At 61.8% G+C, this 25,669-nt stretch carries 32 protein-coding genes and 1 tRNA gene; 14 read left to right on the plus strand and 19 right to left on the minus strand.

Annotated elements, in window-relative coordinates; genetic code table 11:
* Positions 1-285: 285 nt before the first annotated feature.
* From DWX58_RS13840 to DWX58_RS15450, 5 genes are all read left to right on the plus strand, one after another.
* Positions 286-2,553 carry a molybdopterin cofactor-binding domain-containing protein gene (locus tag DWX58_RS13840; RefSeq protein WP_158579298.1) on the plus strand — a complete coding sequence of 756 codons (2,268 nt, stop codon included), beginning with the start codon at positions 286-288 and terminating at the stop codon, positions 2,551-2,553.
* The gene (locus DWX58_RS13845; RefSeq protein ID WP_118644814.1) at positions 2,550-3,032 is read left to right on the plus strand and encodes a (2Fe-2S)-binding protein; all 483 of its coding nucleotides are present in this window, start codon (positions 2,550-2,552) and stop codon (positions 3,030-3,032) included. Before DWX58_RS13840 ends, DWX58_RS13845 begins: the two co-directional genes overlap by 4 nt.
* Positions 3,029-3,901: an FAD binding domain-containing protein gene (locus DWX58_RS13850; RefSeq protein WP_118644816.1), complete on the plus strand. Its 873-nt coding sequence runs from the start codon at positions 3,029-3,031 to the stop codon at positions 3,899-3,901. Before DWX58_RS13845 ends, DWX58_RS13850 begins: the two co-directional genes overlap by 4 nt.
* A 110-nt stretch (positions 3,902-4,011) precedes the next feature.
* Positions 4,012-5,418 (plus strand): Na+/H+ antiporter NhaC, encoded by a 1,407-nt coding sequence (gene nhaC, locus DWX58_RS13855; RefSeq protein ID WP_243093530.1) that lies wholly within the window; start codon positions 4,012-4,014, stop codon positions 5,416-5,418.
* A 53-nt stretch (positions 5,419-5,471) separates the two neighbouring features.
* Positions 5,472-5,705, plus strand: coding sequence for a hypothetical protein (locus DWX58_RS15450; RefSeq protein WP_199648851.1), 234 nt, complete (start codon positions 5,472-5,474; stop codon positions 5,703-5,705).
* Between the two features lie 39 nt (positions 5,706-5,744).
* Here DWX58_RS15450 and DWX58_RS13860 read toward each other — a convergent pair whose 3' ends face one another.
* The 9 genes from DWX58_RS13860 to spoIIIAA all read right to left on the minus strand — a co-directional run bounded on the left by DWX58_RS13860 (position 5,745) and on the right by spoIIIAA (position 11,066).
* Complete coding sequence (locus DWX58_RS13860; protein WP_118644820.1) at positions 5,745-6,119, minus strand: Asp23/Gls24 family envelope stress response protein; 375 nt, start codon at positions 6,117-6,119, stop codon at positions 5,745-5,747.
* Between the two features lie 178 nt (positions 6,120-6,297).
* Positions 6,298-6,933 (minus strand): SpoIIIAH-like family protein, encoded by a 636-nt coding sequence (locus tag DWX58_RS13865; protein WP_118644822.1) that lies wholly within the window; start codon positions 6,931-6,933, stop codon positions 6,298-6,300.
* Positions 6,934-6,964: 31 nt separating this feature from the next.
* Positions 6,965-7,471 carry a stage III sporulation protein AG gene (locus DWX58_RS13870; protein ID WP_118644824.1) on the minus strand — a complete coding sequence of 169 codons (507 nt, stop codon included), beginning with the start codon at positions 7,469-7,471 and terminating at the stop codon, positions 6,965-6,967.
* Positions 7,468-7,965: a stage III sporulation protein AF gene (locus tag DWX58_RS13875; RefSeq protein WP_118644826.1), complete on the minus strand. Its 498-nt coding sequence runs from the start codon at positions 7,963-7,965 to the stop codon at positions 7,468-7,470. The genes DWX58_RS13870 and DWX58_RS13875 overlap by 4 nt, the downstream gene beginning before the upstream one ends.
* On the minus strand, positions 7,962-9,032 hold the full coding sequence (locus DWX58_RS13880) for a stage III sporulation protein AE (RefSeq protein ID WP_118644828.1): 1,071 nt from the start codon (positions 9,030-9,032) through the stop codon (positions 7,962-7,964). The genes DWX58_RS13875 and DWX58_RS13880 overlap by 4 nt, the downstream gene beginning before the upstream one ends.
* Positions 9,029-9,418, minus strand: a complete 390-nt coding sequence (locus tag DWX58_RS13885; RefSeq protein WP_118644830.1) for a SpoIIIAC/SpoIIIAD family protein — start codon at positions 9,416-9,418, stop codon at positions 9,029-9,031. Before DWX58_RS13885 ends, DWX58_RS13880 begins: the two co-directional genes overlap by 4 nt.
* Entirely contained in the window at positions 9,418-9,612 is a 195-nt protein-coding gene (gene spoIIIAC / locus DWX58_RS13890; protein WP_118644832.1) for a stage III sporulation protein AC, read from the minus strand. The genes DWX58_RS13885 and spoIIIAC overlap by 1 nt, the downstream gene beginning before the upstream one ends.
* Positions 9,613-9,645: 33 nt before the next feature.
* Positions 9,646-10,155 (minus strand): stage III sporulation protein AB, encoded by a 510-nt coding sequence (locus DWX58_RS13895; RefSeq protein ID WP_118644834.1) that lies wholly within the window; start codon positions 10,153-10,155, stop codon positions 9,646-9,648.
* Complete coding sequence (spoIIIAA, locus tag DWX58_RS13900) at positions 10,152-11,066, minus strand: stage III sporulation protein AA (RefSeq protein WP_118644836.1); 915 nt, start codon at positions 11,064-11,066, stop codon at positions 10,152-10,154. Before spoIIIAA ends, DWX58_RS13895 begins: the two co-directional genes overlap by 4 nt.
* 165 nt (positions 11,067-11,231) lie before the next feature.
* Here spoIIIAA and DWX58_RS13905 point away from each other — a divergent pair, with 165 nt between their 5' ends.
* Both DWX58_RS13905 and DWX58_RS13910 read left to right on the plus strand, forming a co-directional pair.
* Positions 11,232-11,585: a hypothetical protein gene (locus DWX58_RS13905; protein WP_118644838.1), complete on the plus strand. Its 354-nt coding sequence runs from the start codon at positions 11,232-11,234 to the stop codon at positions 11,583-11,585.
* On the plus strand, positions 11,582-11,779 hold the full coding sequence (locus tag DWX58_RS13910; protein ID WP_118644840.1) for a helix-turn-helix transcriptional regulator: 198 nt from the start codon (positions 11,582-11,584) through the stop codon (positions 11,777-11,779). The genes DWX58_RS13905 and DWX58_RS13910 overlap by 4 nt, the downstream gene beginning before the upstream one ends.
* A 76-nt stretch (positions 11,780-11,855) precedes the next feature.
* Here DWX58_RS13910 and DWX58_RS13915 read toward each other — a convergent pair whose 3' ends face one another.
* The 4 genes from DWX58_RS13915 to DWX58_RS13930 are packed head-to-tail and all read right to left on the minus strand — an operon-like array spanning position 11,856 to position 16,348.
* Complete coding sequence (locus DWX58_RS13915) at positions 11,856-12,698, minus strand: bifunctional 5,10-methylenetetrahydrofolate dehydrogenase/5,10-methenyltetrahydrofolate cyclohydrolase (protein ID WP_118644842.1); 843 nt, start codon at positions 12,696-12,698, stop codon at positions 11,856-11,858.
* Between the two features lie 3 nt (positions 12,699-12,701).
* Positions 12,702-13,781 (minus strand): prolipoprotein diacylglyceryl transferase, encoded by a 1,080-nt coding sequence (gene lgt / locus DWX58_RS13920; protein ID WP_118644844.1) that lies wholly within the window; start codon positions 13,779-13,781, stop codon positions 12,702-12,704.
* A complete protein-coding gene (locus DWX58_RS13925) occupies positions 13,781-15,061 on the minus strand; it encodes a pitrilysin family protein (RefSeq protein ID WP_118644846.1) in 1,281 nt (426 codons plus the stop codon). The genes lgt and DWX58_RS13925 overlap by 1 nt, the downstream gene beginning before the upstream one ends.
* Positions 15,062-15,064: 3 nt before the next feature.
* Complete coding sequence (locus tag DWX58_RS13930) at positions 15,065-16,348, minus strand: pitrilysin family protein (protein ID WP_118644848.1); 1,284 nt, start codon at positions 16,346-16,348, stop codon at positions 15,065-15,067.
* Positions 16,349-16,642: 294 nt separating this feature from the next.
* Here DWX58_RS13930 and ylxM point away from each other — a divergent pair, with 294 nt between their 5' ends.
* The 6 genes from ylxM (at position 16,643) to DWX58_RS13960 (ending at position 20,723) form a co-directional block, all read left to right on the plus strand.
* Entirely contained in the window at positions 16,643-17,008 is a 366-nt protein-coding gene (gene ylxM / locus DWX58_RS13935; protein ID WP_118644850.1) for a YlxM family DNA-binding protein, read from the plus strand.
* A 3-nt stretch (positions 17,009-17,011) separates the two neighbouring features.
* Positions 17,012-18,397 (plus strand): signal recognition particle protein, encoded by a 1,386-nt coding sequence (ffh, locus tag DWX58_RS13940; RefSeq protein WP_118644852.1) that lies wholly within the window; start codon positions 17,012-17,014, stop codon positions 18,395-18,397.
* Between the two features lie 78 nt (positions 18,398-18,475).
* Positions 18,476-18,715, plus strand: a complete 240-nt coding sequence (rpsP, locus tag DWX58_RS13945; protein ID WP_118644854.1) for a 30S ribosomal protein S16 — start codon at positions 18,476-18,478, stop codon at positions 18,713-18,715.
* Between the two features lie 21 nt (positions 18,716-18,736).
* Positions 18,737-18,967: a KH domain-containing protein gene (locus DWX58_RS13950; RefSeq protein ID WP_199648853.1), complete on the plus strand. Its 231-nt coding sequence runs from the start codon at positions 18,737-18,739 to the stop codon at positions 18,965-18,967.
* A gap of 80 nt (positions 18,968-19,047) precedes the next feature.
* Complete coding sequence (gene rimM / locus DWX58_RS13955) at positions 19,048-19,542, plus strand: ribosome maturation factor RimM (RefSeq protein ID WP_118644867.1); 495 nt, start codon at positions 19,048-19,050, stop codon at positions 19,540-19,542.
* Positions 19,543-19,544: 2 nt separating this feature from the next.
* The gene (locus DWX58_RS13960) at positions 19,545-20,723 is read left to right on the plus strand and encodes an AI-2E family transporter (RefSeq protein ID WP_118645002.1); all 1,179 of its coding nucleotides are present in this window, start codon (positions 19,545-19,547) and stop codon (positions 20,721-20,723) included.
* 48 nt (positions 20,724-20,771) lie between these two features.
* On the opposite strand, the gene DWX58_RS13965 is transcribed toward DWX58_RS13960, so the two are convergent.
* The 6 genes from DWX58_RS13965 to DWX58_RS13990 form a co-directional block, all read right to left on the minus strand.
* Entirely contained in the window at positions 20,772-21,677 is a 906-nt protein-coding gene (locus tag DWX58_RS13965; RefSeq protein WP_199648855.1) for a DMT family transporter, read from the minus strand.
* Positions 21,678-21,793: 116 nt separating this feature from the next.
* Entirely contained in the window at positions 21,794-22,330 is a 537-nt protein-coding gene (locus tag DWX58_RS13970; protein WP_118644869.1) for a CarD family transcriptional regulator, read from the minus strand.
* A 178-nt stretch (positions 22,331-22,508) separates the two neighbouring features.
* Positions 22,509-23,816: an MATE family efflux transporter gene (locus DWX58_RS13975; protein ID WP_118644871.1), complete on the minus strand. Its 1,308-nt coding sequence runs from the start codon at positions 23,814-23,816 to the stop codon at positions 22,509-22,511.
* Between the two features lie 165 nt (positions 23,817-23,981).
* Positions 23,982-24,155 (minus strand): DUF4250 domain-containing protein, encoded by a 174-nt coding sequence (locus tag DWX58_RS13980; protein ID WP_118644873.1) that lies wholly within the window; start codon positions 24,153-24,155, stop codon positions 23,982-23,984.
* Between the two features lie 17 nt (positions 24,156-24,172).
* Positions 24,173-24,565 carry a DUF5655 domain-containing protein gene (locus tag DWX58_RS13985; RefSeq protein WP_118644875.1) on the minus strand — a complete coding sequence of 131 codons (393 nt, stop codon included), beginning with the start codon at positions 24,563-24,565 and terminating at the stop codon, positions 24,173-24,175.
* A 103-nt stretch (positions 24,566-24,668) separates the two neighbouring features.
* A tRNA-Leu gene (locus tag DWX58_RS13990) sits at positions 24,669-24,755 on the minus strand.
* 332 nt (positions 24,756-25,087) lie between these two features.
* On the opposite strand from DWX58_RS13990, the gene DWX58_RS13995 reads away from it, so the two are divergent.
* The gene (locus DWX58_RS13995) at positions 25,088-25,648 is read left to right on the plus strand and encodes a manganese efflux pump MntP family protein (protein ID WP_118644876.1); all 561 of its coding nucleotides are present in this window, start codon (positions 25,088-25,090) and stop codon (positions 25,646-25,648) included.
* Positions 25,649-25,669 lie beyond the last annotated feature (21 nt).

Genomic DNA, 25,669 nt, shown 5'->3' on the forward strand with positions numbered 1-25,669 from the left:
ATACCACACCCGCCATTCTCTTGCCAGCCGGAATCCGCCGCCCCCGCCGACCGGCTTTTCAAAACCACTCTATTTCGGAGGAAAAATCCTTTTTTTACAGGGAAACCCAAAGAATAAAAAAGGAAATTAACTTTCGATGTTTTTTTGATGCTTTTATCGACCGCCTTTTGACTTTCTCCTTTTATACTGATAATCAATCAGTTGGAAACACATGCAGACCACACTCCGGGCCACGGTCCTCTGCCGCTTGGCCCACCTGGGATTTACTGCAAAAGGATGGTAGATTTGAAAGACTTTCATGTAATCGGAAAGGAACTGTCGAACGACCAGGCTTACGGCAAGGTGACCGGTCGTCTTCACTATTGCGGAGATATGCAGGCTCCTGGAATGCTGTATATCAAGCTGAAGCATTCCACCATTACCCACGGCATGATTCGCTCCATCGACACCTCCAAGGCGGAGGCGCTGCCCGGTGTCCGGGCTGTGTATACCTGTGAGAACACGCCCGACAAGCGATACGACCGGGGCCGGGTGGGCCCCTGGGAGTCGGTGCCCAACCAGGAGCAGCTCTTCAGCCGCCAGGTGCGGTTTGTGGGAGAGCGGGTGGCCGCCGTGGCGGCGGAGTCGGAGGAAATCGCGGAGGAGGCCTGCCGCCTCATCCAGGTAGAATACGCCCCCCTGCCCTTTGTCATCTCCGTGGACGAGGCGGAGCAGGACAGTGCCCCCCGCATCCACCCCGACGGCAACGTGTACCCCACTGACCCCGTTGACCGGGGCGATTATGCCGCCATACAGGGGGCTCTGTGCCACACCAGCCAGTCCCACATCAGCCGCATGACCCATCTGGCCATGGAAACCCAGTCCTGCCGGGCCGGCTACAACGCCTCGGAGGGCACGCTGACCATCTGGACCGGCTGCCAGTCTGTATTCGGCGTACGGAGCACCGTGGCGGAGTTCCTGGACGTCCCCTACTCCAAGGTGCGGGTCATCAAGGCGCCCATGGGCGGCTCTTTCGGCGTCCGCCAGGAAACCCTGCTGGAGCCGCTGACCGCTTATGTGGCCAAGGATCTCCAGGCCGAGGTGCGTCTGGTCTACACCCGGGAGGAGCAGATCGTCAACACCATGATGAAGCACAGCGTGGACGCCCGGGTGGAGAGCAAGGTGCAGCCCGACGGAACCATCCTGGGGCTGTCCCTCTCCTGCCGTCTGGACGCCGGCGCTTACCTGACTGTGTCCCGGGACTACGCATCCACCATGGGAGAAAAGATCAACAAGGTCTACCGCATCCCCAACCTCCATTTTGACGGCCGGGCCGTGTGCACCAACACCCCCATCAACGGCAGCTTCCGCAGCTGGGGGTCCTGCGAGGTGGCCCTCTGTCTGGAAAATCACTGGAACATGGTGGCCCGGGAGTTGGGCATGGACCCCATCGAGTTCCGCCTAAAAAATGTCCACGAGCCCTTCGAGGACGAGCTGGTTCACCACGTGTCCGTGGGCAACGCCCACTTCCGTGAATGTCTGCTCCGGGGCCGGGAAGCCTTCCGCTGGGAGGAGCGGAAGGCGGAGTGTGCCCGGCAGAACTGCGCTCAGCGCCGCTACCGCTACGGCGTGGGCATGGCTGTGGCCTCCCACACCTCCTCCTTCTACCCCTACCGGGTGGACGTGGCCTCCACCACCGCCAAGCTCCAGGAGGATGGCAGCCTCATCCTCCACGTGTCGGTGCACGACCACGGCTGCGGCACCATTATGGCGCTGAAAAAGATTGCCAGCGAGGTGACCCAGATTCCCCTGGATCAGATTCTCCTCCAGGAGGCCGACACCCGGGACTGTCTCTATGACCACGGCTGCTACGCCAGCCGGACGGTCTATTCCCTGGGCACCTCGGTGAAGACCTGCTGCGAAAAGCTGATGGGCATTCTGAAGAGCCGGGCGGCCGCTGCCCTCTCCTGCACGGAGACCATCCTCCACTACGAGGACGGTATCTTCTTCCAGGAGACGGACAAGTCGGTGCGCATCTCCCTGCCCCAGGTCTATGAGCACTCCATCCGTGTTTTGGGCCAGGACGTCTTCTGCTCCGTGACCACCAACGCCCAGGCCAGCCCCGGCGTGCCCGCGGCTCACTTCACCTACGTCCAGGTGGATACCTACACCGGCTTCACCCGCGTTCTGGACTGCCTGTCCGTCCACGACGTGGGCCGGGCCATCAACCCCGACCTGTGCCGCGGCCAGGTGGGCAGCGGAATCCAGCAAGGCATGGGCATGGCCCTGTGTGAGGAAATCAAAATCAGCCCCAAGACCGGCGAGGCCCTTATCACCAACTTTAAAAATTATGAGGTGGCCAACGCGGTGGATATGCCCGACTACCAGGTCATTTTCCTGGAGGAGGACGAACCCAGCGGTCCCTTCGGCGCAAAGTCCATCGGCGAGGTGGTCCTGGTCCCGGTGGCCCCCGCCATTGTGGCCGCGGTCAACGACGCGCTGGGGACCCAGCTGCACCACCTGCCGCTGACGCCGGCGGTGATTTTGGAGGCATTGGAGGCACAGAACGCATGAAACTGGAATTTACATTAAACGGCCGTCCCCGCACTATGGAGGCCGACGGCAGCAAGCGGCTGCTGGATTTTATTCGGGAGGATCTCCATCTCACCGGCACCAAGGAGGGCTGCGGCGAGGGGGAGTGCGGCGCCTGCACCGTGATGCTCAACGGCGACGCGGTCCATTCCTGTCTCACCATGGTGGGACAGCTGGATGGGGGCGAGCTCTGGACCGTTGAGGGCTTGGAGCAGAACGGCGAGCTGGACGCCATCCAGAAGGCCTTTATCAAAAAAAGCGCCGTGCAGTGCGGCTTCTGCGTCAGCGGCATGGTCATGTCCATCAAGGCGCTGCTGCTGAAAAATCCCAACCCCACCCCCGACGAGGTGAAGATGGCCATTGCCGGCAACATCTGCCGCTGCACCGGCTACCGCGAGGTCAAGGCCGCGGCCCAGGAGGCCGCCCAGGCACAGCACGGCGAGGGAGGTGAGGCCCTGTGAGCGGCACCGCCTACTTGCAGCCCGACACCCTGGAGGAGCTTCAGGCCCTTCTCCCCTCCCTTCCCGAGAAGACCGCCGTCCTGGCGGGAGGGACGGATCTGATGCCTAAGCTCCGGGCCCGTCATCCCGACTACTCCTGCATTTTGAGTCTGTGGAAGATTCCTCAGCTCCGGGCCGTGGAGGAGCAGGAGGGCTGGCTGAAAATCGGCGCCATGGTGACCCATGCCGCAGCCGCCCGGGACCCCCGCATCTGCCGCTGGTTCCGGGGACTCTCCATGGCCTGCAGCCACGTGGGCTCCCAGCAGATCCGGAACAAGGGAACCCTGGGCGGCAGTCTGGTCAACGCCTCCCCCGCCGGCGACATCGCCCCCTGCGTGGTGCTGTATCACGGCGAGGTGGAGCTGCTGGGCGCCGGCGGCACCCGGCGCCTGACCATGGATCAGTTCCTCTCCTCCGACGGCCGCATTGACCTGAAGCCGGGCGAAATTCTCACCGCCATCTGGCTGCCCATTGACGAGGCGCTGGACAGCTGCTTCGTCAAGCTGGGCAGCCGCCGGGAGGTCACCATTGCCCAGATCTCCCTCTGTGCCGCCTGGCACACGGAGGACGGAACGCGGACCCAGATCCGCGCCGTGGCCGGCGCCATTGACCGCCGTCCCTGTCCCTTCCCCAATCCCCAGCTTCTGGCTGACCAGACCCAAGCGGAAGAAGCCGCCCAGGGTCTGGCCCAGAAGATTCAGGAAATTCGCCTCCAGCGTACCCGTCCCCCCAAGCTGAAGCTGACTCCTGCGGAGCAGCTTTACAAGGAGCGGGCTGCCAAGGGCGTGGTCTATGACCTGCTGGACGCCATGGAGGCAGCAAATCACTGAGCACCATCCACTGTGACAAGAGGGGAGGCATCGTCATCCGCATTCTATGAAATTCCTTCAATCAAACAATTGAGATGGGAGAGACAACCATGAGTCAGTCAACATCAAAAGTGGAAAAGAAAGCCCCCGTTGGATTTGGAAAATCCGCTCTCGTATTTGTTCTTACCTTTGTATTCATTCTCAGCGGCATTCTCCTGTTCGGTACATCCGCCCACATGCCCCTGGTGCTGGCGGGCTGTGTGGCCGCCATTGTGGGCGTAGCCTCCGGCTATAAGTGGAACGAGCTGGAGGCCGGCATGAGCGACACCATCAAGGCCTCTGCCCCCGCCATCCTGATTATGCTGATCATCGGCATGGTCATCGGCACCTGGATGCTGGGCGGCATCGTGCCCACCATGATCTACTACGGCCTGACCTGGATTTCCCCCAAGATCTTCCTGGTCACCGCCTGCCTGCTGTGTACCCTGGTCTCCACCTTCACCGGCAGCTCCTGGAGCACCATGGGCACCGTCGGTGTGGCCCTGATGGGCGTAGGCTCCGGCCTGGGTGTCAACCCCGGCATGACCTGCGGTGCCATCATCTCCGGTGCCTACTTCGGCGACAAGATGTCCCCCCTGTCCGACACCACCAACCTGGCCCCCGCCATGGCCGGCACCACCGTGTTCTCCCACATGAAGCACATGGTGTACACCACCACCCCCTCCTACATCATCGCCATCATCATCTATGCGGTCCTCGGCTTCTCCGTTGTGGGTGAAAATGCAGACCTGGGCACCATCGATCTGTATCTGGAGACCCTGAGCTCCAACTTCAACATCAGCCCCGTCATGCTCATTCCCCCCATCTGTGTGCTGCTGATGGTCATCTTTAAGGTTCCCGCCATCCCCGGCCTGCTGGGCGTGGCTGCTCTGGGCGGCATCTTCGCCGTGGTCTTCCAGGGAGCCCACCTGTCCCAGGTGCTGGCCTCCGCCTACACCGGCGTCAGCATGGACACTGGCGTGGAGGCCATCAACAAGCTGGTCAACCGCGGTGGCCTGTCCAGCATGCTGGATACCATCGCTCTCATTCTCATCGCCCTGGCCTTCGCCGGCATTGTGGAGCGTACCGGCATGGTGCACAGCATCGTGGAAAAGATCCTGACCCACGCCAAGAGCGACAAGGCCATGATGACCACCGCCGTGTTCTCCACCCTGTTCACCAACTTCGCCACCGGCGTGCAGTATGTGGCCCTGGTGCTCCCCGGCCGTATGTTCCGGGAGACCTTCCGCGAGCGCAACCTGCACCCCAAGAACCTGTCCCGTATTCTGGAGGACGTGGGCACCCTGTGCGCCCCCTTCTGCCCCTGGAGCACTGACGGTGCTTTCATTCTCGGCACTCTGGGTGTGGCAACTGCCCAGTATGCGCCCTTCATGTTCTTCGCCATGTTTAACCCCATCATGTCCCTCATCTGCATCTGGAGCGGCTGGACCATCCAGTACATGGATCCCGCCCAGAAAAACGAGGACATTATTCCCTGATTCTTCTTCCCTCATATACCAGGCTTGGCTGCAAGCAGCGTCGCCATCTTCCGATGGCGGTGCTGCTTGCGGCCGTTTTTGTTCTTCTTAAGCCGCATCGCAAGGAGCGAAACAGTTGGGCGTCAGGCGGTACCCTCCAGGAAAATATCCCCCGAAACACCTCCCATCCACAGCTTTGGAGCCCAATAAACAGGGAGATGCAATTTTTCTTCTCCCCGCTGAATGCAAAAATGAGTGAGGCACATATGCGCCTCACTCATTTTATTCTGTCTTCTCCGGTGGAATAAAAAAAGAGCCTGCTTTCGCAGGCTCCCACTGTGTCTTACTTACGCCTTGGGGGGGAAGGTAATGCCGCCCACATTCACATTGATGGCGGACACTTCCAGACCGGTCATGGACTCCACGGCGCTCTTGACGTTGTCCTGAATGGCCTTGCCCATCTCCGGGATGGTGTGGCCGTAGGACATGAGGACGGACAGTTCGATCTCCACCTTGTCGTCCTCCATCTTCACGTGGACACCCTTGGCCAGATTCTTCTTGCCCAGCAGCTCGGCAATGTCGCTGCCCAGGTTCGCAGCCAGACCGCTGACGCCCTCAACCTCCAGCGCAGCAGCGGCGGTAATGGCGGCCAGCACTTCCTCCGAAATATGGATATTGCCCAGCTCGTCAGAGCGGGAGACGTACTCTTTGTTCTCACTCATGTTTGCCACGCTCCTCAATCGTTCGCAGATAGATCGCCCCGATGCTCCTCCACCTGGGACAGGAGGCCCGCACCTGGGCCGGCGGCAGCTGCCGCTTTTGTGTATTGTACCACATTTCCCTTTCCTTGACAACTGCGGCGGCCAAACTTCTTCCGTCTCCCCTCTGTTCGCCGGAAGATCATTCCACGGGAATAATCTTGATCTGGTCCGCGGTGAAGCCTGCGGACTGATTGACCACGTCCACAATCTTAGCGGTATCTGCCTCGGTGAGCCCGCCCTCCGGCGCGGCCACCGCCAGGCTGAGGGCATTTTCCCCGATGAAGGCCACACAGTCGGTGTAGCCCTTGGCCACCACCAGATTTTCGATCTGAGCCTCAGTGACGGTATAGTCAGCCATGGTCTGAATGGTGTCGTTGACCTGCTCCTTCACCGTCTCGTCGGCGTCCTCCCGGGCGGCGGCGTCCTGCAGCAGGGAGAGGGCGCTGTCCCGAGCCTGCTGGCGGTTGAGACGGGCAGTGGCAAAATAGTCCCCGCTGGTGGCGGAGGCAGACTGGCCGTCTGTCCCCACATCGCCGGTTTCTACGTCGCCGGTCTGGGCGTCCACATCCTGCTCGGTCCCCGTTCCGCTCACCAGCGGATCTTCTGTCTCACTGCCCACCATGGTGGACTGGCCCAGGGTCTTTCCCGCCTCGGCCTCCTGCTCATAGTTCCAGTTGAGATACACTGCCGCGCACACAAACAGGGCGATGGCTGCTACCACCGCGTTGCGCTTCCACAGCTGGGACCATCCCGTTCCCTTTTTACCCGTTCTCATGGCTCATTCCTCCTGATTTTTTAAACTGATATTATGGATTTCCTGTGCAAATGGAAATTCGGTCGCTGCCCAGACCGGTGACGGCGGACACCGCCTCCACCAGCCGCAGCCGGACCTGTGCCTCTCCACCTCCCGGGCAGATCACCAGCGCGCCCCGGAAATCGGGGGTGAAGGTCTGGAGAGGGACCACCTCCTCCGTACCGCCCCCTCGCCCCACGGTCACGGTGGTGGAGGTCCCGCCTCCCGCTCCGTCGGTATCCCGGTCCTGGGCCAGCACCTGGCGACCGTCGCTCTCCAGGGTGAGCACCACGCTTACCTCCCCCGCCCCCTCAATGTGGGACAGGGCCTTCTCCAGTCTGGCTTCAAACTCCTCCAAATCAAAGTACGTCCCGCTCTCCTGGACGGAAACGGTCTCCGTCTCCCCTCCGCCGGGCCAGAGCAGCAGCAGCGCCCCCACTCCAATCACCAGCAGAACATACCCGTATTTCCCCAGCGCCCCCTTCCACTGCCGGACCAGTGCCGGCCAACCTTCCTTCACGGCAATTCCTCCTCGCTGTAATAGGCCTGCCGCTCCGGCGGGACCAGCAGTTCCTCCTCAATGATCTGGGCAAGGCGACTCTGCTCCTCATCGGAGAAGCGCCCTGTCACCTCCACCCGTTCCGGCACCGTCAGGCCGTCCGCTCCGGTCCGGCAGGTCACCCGGGCCTGACAAGCAATGCCAAGCTCCTTCGCCTTGTCCACAATATATGCGCTGTATGTCTCCTCTATGATACCTTTTGTCCCCGTATCCGCCGCCTCCTTTAAGTCCTGCTTCTGCTGCTCCAACCCGGCAAAATAGCGCTCCAGCCACGCCTGTCCCTCCTCCAGCCGCAGGCCGGGAAGGGGGGACAGCATGGCGCACAGCAGCACCAATCCGCACACCAGCCGCCCCGCCTTCTTTACCGGTCCCTGGGGCATCAGGGCGTCGGCCAGGGCACACAGGAGACAGGCAGCAATGACGCTCAGCAACCAGCTCCGCACACCATCCATCATGAGGGCACCACCGCCGACACGGCAGAGACCAGGCTGACCAGCAGCAGCAGCGCTCCCGCTCCTGTCATGCCCAGCACCAGGCCGAAGGCGCCGCCAATGGCGTCAATGAGCTGGCTGAGCCGGGGCTGGGCCACCGTGGCGCACAGGGCAGCGGTCACCTTGTAGGTAAGGTACTGGAGGGCCAGACGCAGGAATGGGGTCAGGCAGATGGCCAGCACTACCAGAAGCCCGGCTACCCCCACCGTCCCCCGCAGCACCCCCGCGCCGGCCAGCACCGTCTCCGAGGCGTCGGCCAGGATGCTGCCCACCACCGGAATGGCCCGGGAGATAGCCAGCTTGGCCGCCTTGATGGTCGAAGCGTCCACGCTGCCGGCAATGGCCCCGCTGGCGGTGAGGTAGCCCACAAAGGCCAGCAACAGGGCGGTAAGTACAAAAGTAGCCACGCTTTTCAACAGACCGGCCAGCTTCTGAAGGCCCGGGTTACCCACCGCCGCGTAGGCGCAGCTGAGGGCCACATAGCCGTACACCAGAGGGATGAGCAGCCGGTCCATGGCGGTGATCAGCAGCTGGGAGAAGAGGACCGTGGCCCCCTGCCGGGCCACGGCAGCGGTAATGCCCCCCGTGGCGGCGGTGAGCACCGCGATGGCCGGCAGCAGCACCCCGGCAAAGTCGTCCATCTTTCCGATGGTGTCCCGCCCCAGGCCAATCATGGTAGCCATGTCCGTCATGGTGAGGGCGGTAATGGCCAGAGCGCCCCCCATCTCCACCACCGGCAGGCTCTCCCCGCCTCCGCCGCTGTATAGTCCCTGAGCCGCGGCGCACAGCACCACCACCGCCAGCAGCTTCAGCCCGGTGGCCACACTGGCCCGCAGCAATTCTCCTCCCTGATCGAGGGCATCGGAAAAGAGGTTGGACAGCCCCTGGTCCAGCTCCGTGCCCCCCTCTACCCCGTAGCGCTCCGTCTGCTCCCACAGCTCGTCCACCTGAGGGAACTCCAGCTCCGCCGCCAGACATGGGGTGGCACTCAGCAAAAGTACTACAATCATGGTCAGTATCTCTTTTCTCATGTCAGCATCTCCGCCATCAGCACCGCCACCGCCCGCATCAGAGGCAGGGCCACCACCAGGGCGGCCACTGTCCCCCCTACTTCCACAAAGGAGGCCAACCCCGACTCCCCCGCCGAGCGGCAGATCTCCGCCGTCAGCCGGGTGAGGATGGACAGGGCCACCGTCTTGGCCACCGGCTCCAGCAGCTCCTCGGACAGGCCGGACACCCCGGCCAGCTCCTCCATCAGCGCCGCCACCGCCCCCAGCCCATCCAGCGTCAGCGTCAGAATCCACACCCCTGCCGCCACCACCAGCAGCAGCGCCAGCTCCGGGGCGCTCTTTTTCAGCACCGTCCCCAGCACCGCCGCCGTCAGCCCCACGGCGGCAATGCGCACCATGGTCTCCATCACAGCTGAAACAGGGTTTTGACCAGGTCGAACAGGTCGGCAATCTCCTGCACCACCATCATCAAAACTACCACCAGTCCCGCCAGAGTGGTCATCATGGCCTGTTCATCCCGTCCGGCCCGGCTGAGCACCTGGTTCAGCACCGCCACCAGAATTCCAATGGCGGCAATTTTAAAAATCAAATCCACATCCATTGTCTTACCCTCTTTCGCATTCGGCTTGCTGCCTCACAGCAGGAGAATCACCAGAAACGCCCCGCCGGACAGCCCCAGCACCTGATAGACCCGGCCCATCCGAAGCCGCTCCTCCCTGGCCCGCCCGGCCTCCTGCTCCAGGCGCTGGGCCGCGCAGTCCAGGGCCCTCCGCTCCTCCTCCCAGCCGCAGCGCCCCAGCACCTGCCCAAGGGGCAGCAGACAGGCCTGTCCCTCTTTGTTCAGCAGGGGCTCCGACTCCACCAGCCGCTCCCAGGCCCGGGCGAAAGGCTCCTCCTCCAGGTGGTCCAGCGCTGCCTGGCACCCGGCAAACAGCGTGCGGGCCGCCCCACGGCTCCCCGGAATCAGCCGCTCCAGCAGCTGTTCCAGGGGCGGCTGGTCCAGCTCCAGCTCCCGGGCCATGCGGCTCAGCCCCTCCGCCAGCTCCTCCAGGGTCCGGGTCCGTGCCCCCAGCCTCCCCGCCGCGCCAAAGCCCAGCCAGGCGCTGCCTGCCGCAATAAAAAGCGCCCCCATCAGCCGTATCATCGTCCCAACTCCTCCACTTCGTATTGCCGCCCATCCCCCCGCCGGAGGATGCGCACCAGCTTTTGAAACATGCCCTCCCGCAGGAGGGGGCGGTACAATTCCCGCCGCTCCAGGTCCTCCCGGTCCCGCCCGTGGGCGGTGGCCAGCAGGGTAACGCCGCAGCCCACAGCGGTACGCAGAGCGGCCACATCCTCGGGGGCGGTAATCTCGTCCACCGCCAGTACCTGGGGGTTCATAGCCCGCAGCAGCAGCATAAGCCCCTGGGCCTTGGGGCAGCCCTCCATCACGTCGGTGCGGGGGCCCACCTCCAGCTGAGGGACGCCCCGGTACAGAGCCGCCACCTCTCCCCGCTCATCGGCAAGGGCCACCCGCAGAGGGTGACAGCCCTCCCCCTGGGACACCCGGCGGATGAGATCCCGCAGCAGAGTGGTCTTGCCCAGACCGGGCGGGGCCAGGATGAGGGTACTCTCCAGCCGCCCCTCCCGGCACAGCCGTTCCAGCACCCCTTCTCCCGCTCCGGGCAGCTGCCGGGCAATGCGCAGGTCGGCGGAGGAGAGATTCCGCAGCCCCTGCACCTCCCCCTCCCGCAGCACCGCGCTGCCGCACAGGCCAATGCGGTGGCCCCCCGCTACCGTGAGGTAGCCCCGGCGCACCTGGTCGGCCACCGCGTGGAAGGAGGCCCCGCTGGCCAGCTCCACCAGCTGCTCCAGATCCCGTCCGGTTACCGGGTTTCCCTCCAGCCAGCGCTCCCCCCAGGGGAGCACCAGGGAGAGGGGCCGCCCCACTCGCAGCCGGACCTCCTCCGCCCGCTCCTGCTCCTCCTGGGAGACGGATAGCGCCCGCTGCCGCAGGGGTGGAGGCAGAACCCGGAGGGCCTGCCGGTATGCCGTCACTGCTCTGTTTTCTTCCATGCCTGTCCACCCGCCTTTGCCCTATCCTATGTGGGGACAGGCCCGGGTATGACAGAAGGAAATGTGAGATATTTTTCACATCTTCCTTGACAGTCCCCGACATATGTGATATATTTCACACACAAGATGTTAGAAATACCTCACATTTTAGAAAGGAGCTTCCCTATGAAACGAGCCTTCAATCCCATGGGGCTGCTGGCCCTGCCCGCCCTGGCCGCACTTTTGTACCTGCCCACCGGCGACCGGGATTTTCTGGGCTTTTGGGGCTTTCTGGTTTTTCTCCGCTACTTCTGGGTCATCCCGGATGAGCTGTTCCTGTTCACCCTCCGCCGGGCGGCCACCCTCTCCTTTTTGCTGGAGTGTATTCTCATCGGCCCGGCCCTGCTGTTCTTCTACCTCCGGGCTCCCGGCGCAAACCCCATGCCCCAGGCCCTGGGGCTGAGCTTTGCCGCCGCCCTCATCTTCTTTTGCCTCTACCACACCTATCTGGAGTGGCGGGAAATGAGGGGGATGGCATGAGTCTGACCACACGCATCCGGGAGTACCGCATCCGGGACCACATGAGCCAGGAAGAGCTGGCCCAGCGGGTTGGGGTGCGGCGGGAGACCATCGGCAACCTGGAAAACGGCAAGTATAACCCCTCCCTGAAGCTGGCCATGGACATTGCCCAGGTCTTTGGCTGCAAGGTAGAGGACCTGTTTTTCTTCACTTAACGGGAAAGGCACAAAAAATCCCCCTGTTTCAGCGCAATTGCGCTGAAACAGGAGGTTCTTCTTTCATTGGCAGCTTTTATTTTCCATGCCTCCGGGCAGCCAGGAAGGTGTTCTCCATCAGCATGGCCCGGGTGACGGGACCCACGCCGCCGGGAACGGGGGTGATGTAGGAGGCCTTCTCCGCCACCTGGTCGTAGACAGCATCGCCGCACAGCTGGCCATTCTCGTCCCGGTTGACGGCAATATCGATGACCACCGCGCCCTCCTTCACCATGTCTCCGGTGATGAGGCCCCGCTGGCCGGCCGCGGTAATCAGGATGTCCGCCCGGCGGCACTCTCCGGCCAGGTCCACCGTCTTGGTGTGGCACACCGTCACCGTGGCGTCCTCCCACAGCATCATCATGGCCTGGGGCTTACCCACAATGTTGGACCGGCCCACCACCACGCAGTGCTTGCCGGTGGGGTCAATTCCATATTCGGACAGCAGACGCATCACGCCCGATGGGGTGCAGGGGCGCAGGGATTCCTCTCCCAGCACGATGTAACCCATGCTGGCCGGGTGGACACAGTCCACGTCCTTGTCCGGCCGGATCGCCAGCTGCACCACCCGGTTGTCCAGGTGGTCAGGCAGGGGGAACTGGACCAGGATGCCGTCAATGTCCTCCCGCCCGTTGAGCAGGTCGATGAGATCCAGCAGCTCCTCCTGGGAGGTCTCCTGTGGCAGAATGTACTCCTCGCTGTAAATGCCGCACAGGGTGCAGTCCTTCTTCCGTCCCCGCACATAGACCCGGGAGGCGGGGTCCTCCCCCACCAGCACCACGGCCAGGCCGGGCTTCACGGGCATCTGCTCCACCTGCTGCCGAATCTCTTCCTTCAATCGGGCCGCCAGGGCCTTTCCATCCATTGCCACAGCGGCCATGGGTCATTCCTCCTTGTGTGTCTCGTCCTCTGCGTCCCGCTCCGGCACCTCGGGTGCCTTCTCTTTCTCCGCCTGCTTCACATCGTCCCCTTCCGGGGCAGCCTCAGCAGACTCCGACGCAGCCTGGGCCGCCTTCTGAGCGGCCAATTTATTTACATACAGATTTTCCGGGCGGTTATTCTTGCGCAGCAGCATGACCAGCAGCACAATGCCCGCCGCCAGGGCGGACAGGGCCGCCACCAGCTGGGACACCCGGATGGTGCTGCCCACGTAGAGATAGAGGCTGTCGGTGCGCAGCCCCTCAATCCAGGCCCGGCCCAGGCCGTACCAGAAGACATAAAACAAAAAGCACTGTCCGTCAAACTTGCGCTTCTTGCCCATGAAGTAGACCAGGATGAGGCCTACAAAATTCCAGGCAGACTCATAGAAAAAGGTGGGATGTACGCCCAGGGATCCGGACAGGATGGCCTGGTAGCCGGCCTCGTCCACATATCCGTTGCGGAACATGTAATCGGCAATGGTGCTGCCGCACATGCGCCAGGGGGCGGCAGTGGCAGAGCCGAAGGCCTCCACATTCATGAAGTTGCCCCAGCGGCCCACCAGCTGTCCGATGAACAGTCCATGGACCCCCAGGTCAGCAAAGGCCAGGAAGCTGATCTTCCGCACATGACAGAAGATCAGCAGCACGATGGCCGACGAGATAATGGCCCCGTAGATGGCCAGACCTCCGTCACTGTAGTTGAGAACCTTCCCCCAGTTCAGGGAACCGTCCTCGTTCTGAAAGATGCTCAGGTTAAACACCACATAGTAGGCCCGGATGGCCACCAGGGCCGCAGGCACGGCAAAGAGCATCATATCGATGATCTGGTCCCCATTTACGCCGAAGCGGCCGCTCCACCGGGTACACAGCCACACGGCCAGAAAGAGGCCGGAGGCAATGATGATGCCGTACCAGTAGACCGGGCGGCCCAGAATAATGATGGCCACCCGGTTCAAATCAAAGTTCAGGCCCAGGCCCGGGAAGAAGACGTTCTGCACCGTCTCCGGCCCGGGCAGGGCGATGAGGTTCTGCAAAAAGTCCATCAGTCTGCTCCTCCCTTGGGCCGGATAATGGACAGAGCGGTCCGTTCCTCCGTCACCCAGCGGGCGATGAGCTCCTCCGCCTCCTGCTTGGTGAGGGCGCTGAAGAGATCGGCAAAGCGCAGGAAGTCCGTGCCGGCAAAGAAGGCCTGAGCCTGACCCACGCACAGGTTCTCAAAGGAATTGAGAGAACGCACCTTGTTGCCGTAGACGCCCTTCTTCAGGCGCTCCCAGAGCTTTCCGTCGATGCCCTCCCGGCCGATACGGGCACCCTCCTCAGCTACTGCCATGCGCACGGCCTCGGGGTCCTTGGACTCGCCGCCGGCGCACAGGAAAGAGCAGCCGGGGTAGCTGTCATAACCGTAGGAGAAGTTCTGGTTGATGAGGCCCTCCCGGTAGAGCTTGGCGTACAGGGGGCTGGAGTTGCCCAGCAGGGCCTCCAGGGCCAGCTCGGCAACCAAACGCTGGCGCAGCCGCTCCTCGCCGTTTTTGGCCGGGTCACCCTTATAGCCCAGCTGGAAAATGGGGGTGGACACCGCCATCTCCTTCTCCACCTGGCGCTGGAAGACCCGGGGCTTCTCCTCCTCGCCGTAATCCTTCAGGGCGATGGGGCCGGGGGTCTTGGGCAGAATCTCCCGGGCCAACTCACACACCCGCTCCGGCTCCACGTTGCCCGCCACGCACAGCACCATGTTGGCCGGGTCATAGAAGGCCTTGTGGCAGGCGTAGAGGGTGTCGGTGGTGATGTGGGAGATGGACTCCACGCTGCCCGCCACGTTCTCCCGCACGGGGTGGTTCTTGTAGAGAGCCTCCATGAGGTTGATATAGGACTCCCACTCCGGATCGTCCTCGTACATGCGGATCTCCTGGCCGATGATGCCCTGCTCCTTGTCCACGCTCTCGGGGGTAAAGTAGGGAATGGAGACAAAGGAGAGGAGGATTTTCAGGTTGTCCTCAAACTTCTCCGTGGACTCAAAGAAGTAGCCGGTAATGGCATTGCTGGTGAAGGCGTTGGGGGATGCCCCGTTGGCCGCCAGCTCCTGGAGGGCGTTGCCCTCCTTGGTGTCAAACATCTTGTGCTCCAGGAAGTGGGCCACGCCGGCGGGGGTGTCGTGCCACTCCCCGTCCAGGCAGAAGCGCATGTCCATGCCGCCGTAGTTGGTGGCGAAGAAGGCGTACCCCTTCTGATAGTCGGGCTTGGGGAAGACAAACACGTTGAGGCCGTTTTCCAGCTTCTCGTGGTACATCTGCTCCCCTACCCGGGTAAATTCCAGCTTCTCCATGGCTCAGGCCTCCTTTCCCTTCAGGAAGTAGATGGTGTCCAGCTCCAGCTTCTGAGCCACGGCCGCCACCTGCTCCCGGGTGATGGTCTCAAACTGGGCGCACAGCTCCTCAATGGTGGTGTCCAGTCCGGCGGCCGCCTGGCCCAGCCAGAACTCCTCCTGCCGCCCCTGGTCGTCCAGGGTGGACCGGTGGCCCCCGATGAGGGTGCGGCGGGCGCCCTCCAGCTCCCAGTCCTCAATCTCGCCCCGGCGGACGGCCTCCAGCTGAGCCAGAATCTCGTCCCGGGCGGTCTCGTACTTGTCAAACTCGATGCCGGAGGAGACCAGCATGAGGCCCTTCATCTTCTCCAGCATGGAGCTGGCGTAGTAGCAGAGGGACCGTTTCTCCCGCACGTTGAGGAAGAGCTTGGACAGGGTGGTGCCGCCGAAGATGGCGTTGCACATCACCAGAGCGGGGTAGTCCTCTTCCCAGCAGGTCACTCCGCCGGTGCGGAAGCCCAGGGCCAGCTTACCCTGGGTCACGTCCATGGCTTCCTCCTCCACCCGGGGCTGTTCCTCGGCGTGGAGGCGCACCTGGCACTCGGGGGTCAGGCGGTTCTCGCTCACCGGCAGGGACGCCAGGGCAGAACGCAGGGCCGCCTCCACCCGCTCGGGGGCGGCAGAGCCGCAGTAGTAGACCTCAATGGCGGCGGAGGACAGCAGATTCTGATACCGCTGCCACAGGGAGGCGGGGGTAATGGCCTCCACGCTGGCCTCCTCCCCCAGCTTGTCCACGCCGAAGGCCTCCTCCCGGCACATGCGGCGGGTGAGCTGGAGGGTGGCGTAGGTGCGCTTGTCGTTCACCTGGCCCCGGATGCGGTCCAGCAGGTTGGCCTTCTCCCCGGCGGTGTAGTCGGGGCAGAACACTCCGTCCTGGGTGTAGGGGTTCAGCAGCAGCTCCCCCAGCAGGGCGGCGGCGCTCTCCAGAATGGGCTCGCCACCCAGGGTGTAGGCGTCATCCAGAAAGCTGGCCACAAAGCCCACGCACTGGGTCTCCCCCTTCTTGCGCACCACCGGCTCCACCGCGCCGCCGTACAGCTCGTCCAGCGCCGCGGACAGGCGCTCCATGTCCGGGTGGACGGCGGTGCCCCGGCGCAGGACATAGGGAACCAAGGCGTTCTCCGCCGCCGTTGCCCGCTCCAGGGGCGCCATGAGGGTAATGGACAGATAGGCGCTTTTGAATTTTTCCGTGTGGATCGCCCGCAGCCACACGCCAGGGAACAGCTCCCGACGGGTCATCTGAGCCATAATCGAGTTCCTTTCTCCATATCGGCAGGCAGGAAATGAATTCCTTCTTTTACAGTGTGTAATATCATACACGACCCACCGCAAAAAGTAAAGCAGGCGGGGGCGAATTCCCCTTCAAAGCCCCAGGCTTTTCCGCCCCTCGGCATGGAGTGTTCCCCGGCCCTTGGCGCAATATACCAAATCCGGCCTCCGGCGGGGCAAGTAATTTGACTTGACATTTGGAGGCAAATGTGGTATGATTCCGTTTGTAAAGTCGTTTACCTTTACATTTTCCATTGAAGGAGGTCCGCTGGAATGAAAAGTCAGGCCTATCGTATGGCGATGCTCTTCGATTTCTACGGCGACGTACTCACCGATCGCCAGAAGGAGTTCTATGACCTCTATTACAACGAGGACCTCTCTCTGGGCGAGATTGCGGAAAACTACAACATCTCCCGCCAGGGCGTCCGGGACGTCATTGTCCGGGCGGAGGCCACCCTCACCGAGCTGGAGGACAAGACCGGCCTCATCAAGCGCTTTCACACCATGCACCGTCAGCTGGAACAGGTCCAGCAGGACACCCGCAAGGCACTGGAGCTGTCCGCCCGATACGACGACGGGGAGCTGGAAACCCTGCTGCGGCGCGTGGATGACACCGTCGACACCCTGCTGAAGGAGTAACCCATGGCATTTGAAGGACTTTCCGAAAAGCTCTCCGCTGCCTTCAAAAAGCTGCGGGGCAAGGGCCGCCTGTCTGAGGCCGACGTCAAGGAGGCCATGCGGGAAATCCGCCTGGCTCTGCTGGAGGCCGACGTCAGCTACAAGGTGGTCAAACAGTTCATCGCCCAGGTGACGGAGAAGGCGGTGGGTGCCGACGTGCTGGAGGCTCTCTCCCCCGCCCAGATGATCATCAAGATCGTCAATCAGGAGCTCACCGAGCTCATGGGCGGCACCAGCGCCAAGCTGACCATCTCCCCCAAGCCCCCCACCATTGTGATGATGGTAGGCCTTCAGGGCGCCGGTAAGACCACCAATGTGGCCAAGCTGGCGGGCTTCATGAAAAAGCAGAACGGCAAGCGCCCCCTGCTGGTGGCCTGCGACGTGTACCGTCCCGCCGCCATCAAGCAGCTGGAAGTGGTGGGCGAGCAGCTGGACATCCCCGTCTTCCAGATGGGACAGATCAATCCCGTGGACATCGCCAAGGCCTCTGTGGAGCACGCCCTCAAGCACGGCAACGACATTGTTTTCCTGGACACTGCCGGCCGGCTCCACGTGGACGAGGAGCTGATGGATGAGCTGCGGGCCATCAAGGCCGCGGTCAACCCCACAGAAATTCTCCTGGTGGTAGACGCCATGATCGGCCAGGACGCGGTGAACGCCGCCAAGGCCTTTGACGATGCCCTGGACATCAGCGGCGTGGTGCTCACCAAGCTGGACGGCGACGCCCGGGGCGGTGCGGCTCTCTCCATCAAGTCGGTCACCGGCAAGCCCATCAAGTTTGTGGGCATGGGCGAGAAGCTGGACCAGATCGAGGTCTTCCACCCCGACCGCATGGCCAGCCGGATCCTGGGCATGGGTGATATGCTCTCCCTCATTGAGAAGGCGGAGCAGTCCTTCGACCAGAAGAAGGCCCTGGAGCTGCAGGAGAAGCTGCGCAAGAACAAATTTACTCTTACCGATTTCTACGAGCAAATGGCCCAGCTGAAAAACATGGGCTCGCTCAGCGATATTGCCGGGATGATTCCCGGCGTCAAGGCCTCCGACTTGGAGGGGGCCACCATGGACGAGAAGCTCCTCCAGCGCATGGAGGCCATCATCCTGTCCATGACACCCTACGAGCGGGAAAACCCCAGCGTCCTCAACTCCAGCCGGAAAAAGCGCATCGCCGCCGGTTCCGGCACCCAGGTGGTGGACGTCAACCGCCTTCTCAAACAGTTTGAGATGCTCCAGACCATGACGAAGCAGTTCTCCGGCAACAAGCTGCCCCGGAACCTGCGGAAGATGATGGGCAAAAAGGGCGGCAAGGGCATGTTCCCCGGCATGGGCGGCGGAATGGGTCTCCCCTTCTGACGCGCCCCCTTCTTGTTGGCAAGGCGTCGCAGACGCTTTCCATATAACATTAACAAATTCATTTGGAGGTGAACATAAATGGTCAAAATCAGACTGCGCCGCATGGGCGCCAAGAAGGCTCCCTTCTACCGCATCGTGGTGGCCGACTCCCGTTATCCCCGTGACGGCCGTTTCATCGAGGAGATTGGCATCTACAATCCCGTGGTCAGCCCCGCCGAGCTGAAGGTGGACGTGGACCGCGCCCAGGCCTGGATCAAGACCGGCGCTCAGCCCACTGAGACCGTACGTGACCTGCTGAAAAAGGCTGGCGCGCTGTAAAGCTTGGAGGTCTTGCACGCAATGAAAGAGCTTCTGACCTACGTGGCCCAAAATCTGGTGGAGCATCCGGAGCAGGTCTCCGTCACCGAGTCTGAGGGCGACGGCGAGACCATTCTGGAGCTGCGGGTGGCTCCCGAGGACATGGGTAAGGTGATCGGCCGCCAGGGCCGCATCGCCAAGGAAATCCGTGTCCTTATCCGCTCCGTGGCCCAGCGGTCCGGTAAGCGCGTCTCTGTTGAGATTGTCGACTAAAATGACAGCGCAGGAGATTCCTGCGCTGTCGTTTTACCCGGCGCTTTGCGCCCGGAACCCAAAAGGAGGGACATTCCAGAATGGAACAGTATTTGGAAGTCGGAAAAATCACCAACGTCCACGGCATCATGGGGGAGGTCCGGGTTCAGCCCTGGGCCGATTCTCCGGAGTTTCTCTGCCGGTTCAAGACCTTGTATGTGGACAAGACCCACTGGCCCATTGAGGTGGAGCGGGCCCGGGTCCACAAGAACATGGTCATTATGAAGTTTCACGGCGTCACCGACGTGCCCAGCGCCCTGGCCATGCGCAACGCCATTTTGTATATCGACCGCAGGGACGTGCAGCTGCCCGAGGGAGCCTTCTTCCTGGCCGATCTCTACGGCCTGGAGGTGCGGGACGCCCGGGACGGCCGGGTGCTGGGCAAGGTGGCGGACATCCTCACCCTGCCGGCCAACAACGTGTATGTGGTCCGGGGCGGCGAGCGGGAGCTGATGATCCCCGCCGTCCCCCAGTTCGTCGCCGAGACCAATCCGGAGGAGGGCTATCTCCGGGTCAATCTCATTGAGGGCATGTGACCATGAGACATGAATGGAAGGGCTGGCTGCGGCTGGGGGTCACTCTGTTTCTGCTCTACCTGGCCATCCATTATTGGGGGGCCCTCTCCCACCTGACCCTGCTGGTGCTGGGAACCGCCGCCCCTCTGCTGCTGGGCGCCGTAATCGCCTACGCCGTGAACATTCTCATGAGCATCTATGAGCGGGTGTACTGGCCGGGGAGCACCCGGGCCGCTGTTGTCAAAAGCCGGCGCCCCGTCTGTCTGCTGCTGGCCTTTGCCAGCCTGGTGGCCATTGTCATCCTTATCATTCGTATGATTCTGCCTGAGCTGATGCAGAGTGTCACGCTGCTCATCCAGGAGGTGATCCCCCTGCTGGAGCGGCTCGCCCACCTGCTCAATCAGAATATCAACCTGGAGCAGATCCTGGCCTCCTCCGGCGTGGCCTTTGCCGATGGCTCCATCAACTGGCGAGAGATCATCACCCAGGCGGTGAACTGGCTGGTGGCCGGTCTGGGCGGTGTAATGGGTTCTGTGGTGTCTCTGGTATCCGCAACAATCTCCACCGCCTTTACCCTGGTGGTCAGCGTCATCTTCTCCATCTACCTGCTGGTGGGCAAGGAGAAGCTCCAACGGCAGGGTGCTCTGGTTTTGCGCACCTATCTGAAGCCCTCCTGGTACTCCCGGCTGACCTATTTTCTCCAGACCCTGAACACCTGCTTCCACCGGTTCATCGTGGGCCAGTGTACCGAGGCGGTAATTCTGGGCCTTCTGTGCATTGCCGGAATGCTCCTCTTCCGCTTCCCCTACGCCACCATGGTGGGCACTCTGATTGGCTTCACCGCCCTCATCCCGGTGGCCGGAGCCTATATCGGAGCCGGCGTGGGCGCCTTTATGATCTTTACTGTCTCCCCCATCAAGGCCCTGCTCTTCCTGCTGTTCATCTCCGTTTTGCAGCAGCTGGAGGGCAACCTCATCTACCCCAGAGTGGTGGGCTCCTCCATCGGCCTGCCTGGTATCTGGGTTCTGGCGGCCGTCACCATCGGCGGCGGCCTGCTGGGCATCTTCGGCATGCTCCTGGCCGTACCCCTTACCGCCACCCTCTATCAGATCCTCCGGGCGGATGTGAAAAAGCGCAACCCGCCCCCTGTACCGGCGCCCGCCGTTCCCCAGGAGGACGAGCCTCCCCAGGCGCCGCAATAATCCACAGATAAAAAACAGGCTGCAGACCTATGATCTGCAGCCTGTTTTTTATTCCTTTACCGGCTCTTTTCCCCGCAGAGCGTCCCACTGGGAGAGCACCAGTCCGCCCAGGGTCAGGGCCGCTCCGGCCAGAGAGGCAGCGGTCATATGCTCCTTCAGCACCACCGCGGAGCAAACCAGAGTAATCACGGGAGAGAGGTAGATGTACACGCTGGTCTTCACCGCACCCAGGCAGTTTACCGCCACACCCCAGGTCACAAAGCACAGCGCGCAGGCGCCGATTCCCAGATACAGCATGGTCAGGGCGTTGACCGGCTGGGCAAAGCGCTCCAGCCCCCAGTGAAAGTCCATGGTCATGGCCGCCGGAATCATAAACACCAGTCCATAGAGGAAGGTGCGCCGGGTGGTCTGTAAAATGGGGTATCCGAAGGTGGCAATCACCTTTACCAGCCGGGAATAGATTCCCCACACCGCTGCCGCCCCCAGGGCCAGCAGATCGCCGCGCCAATCCAGAGATACGGAGGAGATGCTGGGGAAGCTGATGAGGCAGATGCCCGCCATGGCGGTGACAAATCCCAGGAAGAATTTTCCGTTGGGCTTCCCCTCCCCGCCCCCGGTTTTCCACACAATGAGCGCCGTAAAGAGGGGGGCGGCCGTGACAATCACGCCCACGTTGGCCGCCGTGGTGTAGGTCAGAGCCACATTTTCCATCAGATAATAGAGGCAGGCTCCCGTCAGACCGGCCGCAAGGAAGACCAGCTCCTGCTTTCGGTCCTTCACCCGCAGCAGCCTGGGGCAGGCCACAAACAGGGCCACCACACCCAGCATGAAACGGAACACCAAAATTTCCACCGGCGTAAAGGAACGTAGCAAAACCTTGGTGGCAATAAAGGTGGTACCCCAGTTGACAATGGTGAACAGCGCGGCCAGATGGCCCAGCGTCCGGCGATCCATGGAAATCCCTCCGTCGTTCGGTTGGCTGCCAGCGGCGGCACGATCAGCCGTCGGGCGCAGCAACACTAGTATAACGGACCGCAGAGGGAAAATCCAGCACAATTTTCTCGTTTTCCTCAGGTTTCGGCTTTCATGTCCTCTGTGCCCCTCTGCGCCCGCTCTATGGTCCGGGCGATATAGGCCTCCACCTGGTCCACGGGGATGCCCAGAGCCACCGCCAGCTCCCCGTGGAGCATGTCCATGGCCTGTTTTCGGCTCCGCTCATCCACCTGGCCCAGGCGGCGCCCCTTTCCCTCCGCCTCCCGGCCCTTGGCGTAAACCGTTCGGATCAGTTTCACCAGTTCCACACAGTCGCCGCTCTTCAGACTGAGCTGGTAGTGCTCATGAAGCAGGCGGGGATTGCGGCTCAGCCCGGTCTCCGCCCGAACCTGGGGAATGTGGGCAATGAGTGCCTCGGCCTCCTCCCGGGTCATCCCCGGCCGCATGAGCACCTTGGTATCCACCGGGGTAAAAATGGTGCCCCCGTGATAGAGCGGAGACAGGGTATAGTAGGGCATGTCCTTCTGGGCGTCCTGCATCTCCAGCGGTCCCACGTTCTCTACCCGGCATACACCGTCCGACCCATAAATGACCAGCGAACCTACCTCAAACATAATACAAGTCCTCCCACTGCATCAAGCCGCACCCGCTCTCCTGGCCCAACGTCACAGCTTCGGCCGGAAGAGCGGGTTTTCCTCTATTGTTCCTGTTTTCGTGTGATTATAGAGTTATTATAGCATATTTGGGAAGATTTCGTAAGATTTTGTTTGTTTTCTTTTTTCGTTCTTCCGTTCAGCGCTCCTTTTCCCGGCCTCCGATGAGCCAGGCCAGCAGAGCTGTGCCGCACTCCGCCGCCGGAAAGGCCAGCCACACGCCGGTCATCCCCAGCCTCCAGGCCAGCAGAAAAGCCAGGGGCAGAATCAGCACAAAGCCCCGCAGCACGGAGATGAGAAAGGCGCGGTTGGGCCGGTCCGCCGCACTGTGATAGAGGGCGGAAACCACATTAAACGCCGCGAAGGGCAGCGCCAGAAAGTAAAGCCGCAGCCCCAGGGTGGCAATCTCCTGCAGCTGTGGATTTCCCTCCCCATTAAAGGCCCCGGCAATGGGACCGGCAAACAGGGCGAAGAGGACGTAGGTGAGCAGGGCCACGGCCTCCGCAGCCAGCAGCGCATCCCGATATACTCCCCTGCCCCGCTCCAGCTCTCCCGCGCCGCAGCACCGGCTGACCAGAGGCTGAATTCCCTGCCCCACGCCGGTGAAAATGGCCATCAGCACCAGGGACAGATTGGCCACCACTCCGTAGGCGGCCACGCCCACGCTGCCCTCCAGGTCCAGAATCAGCAGGTTGAATACGATCATCACCACGCCGGAGGACACCTCCGCAATGAGGGAGGACACCCCCAGGGCGGCAATCTCCCCCGCCGCCCGGGGATTCAATCCCGTCCGCTTCAGTCCGAAGGTATTGTGCCGTCCCCAGAACCACCGGGAGAGAATGGCCATGCTGATGACAGGAGCAAAGCCGGTGGCCAGCACAGCCCCGAAGATTCCCATACCGCAGGGGAAGATAAAGACATAGTCCAGCACAATATTGGCCAGACTCCCGCTCACCATGGCCGTCATGGCCAGGCCGGGGCCGCCGTCGTTGCGCACAAAGCACAGCAGCGTGCTGTTCAGGAGGAAGGCGGGGGCAAAGAGCAGGATTACCTTTAAATAAATGGCGGTCATGGGGAATACCGCTCCCTCCGCTCCCAAAAGAGCGGCCAGCTTCTCCACTCCAAAGGCCCCCAGCAGCATATAAACCAGGGCCAGAATACCGGCCAGCAGCACGGACTTGGTAAAGATGCTCTCGGCCTCCTTCTGATTCCCCGCGCCCCGGAGCAGAGTGTATTTCGTGGCGCCTCCCATGCCTACCATCAGACCGGACCCATACATAAAGCTGTACACCGGGATGGCCAGATTCAGCGCGGCCAGTCCGTCCGCTCCCAGCCCTCTGGCCACAAACCAGGTATCCGCCAGAATGTAGCAGGACAGCCCCAGCATTCCCAGCACGTTCATGGATACATAGTGAAAAAATTCCCTTCTCAGTGTCCCACGCTCCATTTTGATCCCTCCAGACACACAAAAAGCGCCCGGAGTTTCATACCTTCTAAGGCCTAACGGTATGAAATCCGAACGCGCAGTCACTTTACCCGGCGGCAAAGCATTGATTTGATTGTGGGGTTACGATACCATCCCCGGAGCAAAAAGTCAAGAAAAATTCTCCGCTCAGCCAAAGCGGCGGTGCTCCGGGTCATAGCAGCAGCCCAGCTGAGCCAGCTTCTGCTCCAGCTTCTCCTGGTCCGCGTCGTGCTCCTGGCAGAACTCCTCCAGGCTGCACCCCTCGTCCCGCATACAGGTGTTCACATAGCTGAGCAAAATAGCGGGGTCCTGCGGCAGCATGTTCCCTCACTCCTTTCTTATTTGTTTCTGGCAAACTGATCGGCTTCTTCCAGCCAGCCCATCAGCTCCTCATCCAGCTCCTCGCCCTGGGAAACCACCACATGGTGGGTCCAGCGGTTGGGATAGGGCTCCACCGCCACCGCAACACGGGAGGACTCCAGGCGGTATCCCAGACCAAAAGTCACCAGCAGGCATTTCTGGGGCCAATCTTTCTTTCGCCGCACCGGCAGAGAGGCCGCGGCAAAAAGGTGCCGGTCATAAAAGCTGATCTGGCTCTTCTGCACCTTTACCTTTGCGTCAGGAAAGCGTCGCTCCATCTGAGCAAAGAGGGCCTCGTAGAGTGCCTGCTCCTCCGGGTGCCCGTCAAAATACATCCAAACATCCGACTGGTAATGTTCCGAACGCTCCACAGCCCTCTCTCCTTTCTGCCGCTACTGTTATACCACAGGGACGGGGCTTTGAAAAGAGGAAAGGGCAACACAAAAGGACATCCTTTCGGATGTCCTTTTGTGTTGGTGCGCGAGGCGGGAGTCGAACCCGCACGCCCTTGCGAGCACTGGCACCTGAAGCCAGCGAGTCTACCAATTCCACCACTCGCGCATCTTATTGACTTGGCGCTTTGCTGTGTCGCTCAGCGCAAGAGATATATTACCATAAGCCTCGAATTGTGTCAACACTTTTTTGGAAAAATTTCATTTTCTTTTTTCGCCTCCGCATGAATGGGGTGGGGGAAAAATAGGTTGACACAGACGGTGGTTTCTGTTAGGCTTATGGGAAAGTAAGGGAGTAGTCGGCGCGCTCCGCGCGGCCCGGTCAACACACTGGAGAAGATGCCTCTCCTGGCCGGACCTGAAATGATGAGACTTACCTGTCCCAGGGACAGGTGGGTCTTTTTCTTTTTGCGCGCACAAGCAAGTGAGGAGGAACACAATATGGGTTTATGGGAGCTTTTTCTGGTGGCGGTGGGTCTTTCCATGGACGCCTTTGCCGTCTCCGTATGCAAGGGGCTGTCTGTCCCCAAGGTACAGGTAAGGCACAGTCTGATCTGCGGCGCCTATTTTGGTCTGTTCCAGGGCTTGATGCCTCTGCTGGGCTGGCTGCTGGGCGTACAGTTCCAGAGCATGATCACCAGCATCGACCACTGGATCGCCTTTGTGCTGCTGTCGATCATCGGCGTTAACATGATTCGGGAGTCCCGCGGACAGGAGGAGGACGTGGACTGCTCTTTCACTCCCCGGGCCATGCTGCCTCTGGCGGTGGCCACCAGCATCGACGCCCTGGCGGTGGGCGTCACCTTCGCCTTTCTTAAGGTACTCATCCTCCCCGCCGTCATTTTTATCGGCGTGACCACTTTTCTCCTCTCCGCCATCGGCGTGCGGGTGGGGGCCGTGTTCGGCGCCCGGTTCCGCTCCGGAGCCGAGCTGGCCGGCGGCGTCATTCTGGTTCTCATGGGCCTGAAAATTCTTCTGGAGCACCTGGGCATTCTGGGCTGACTTTTACTGTGCTTCCCTGTT

It is taken from the genome of Pseudoflavonifractor sp. AF19-9AC (genome assembly GCF_003478995.1).
Classification (GTDB): Bacteria; Bacillota; Clostridia; order Oscillospirales; family Oscillospiraceae; genus Lawsonibacter.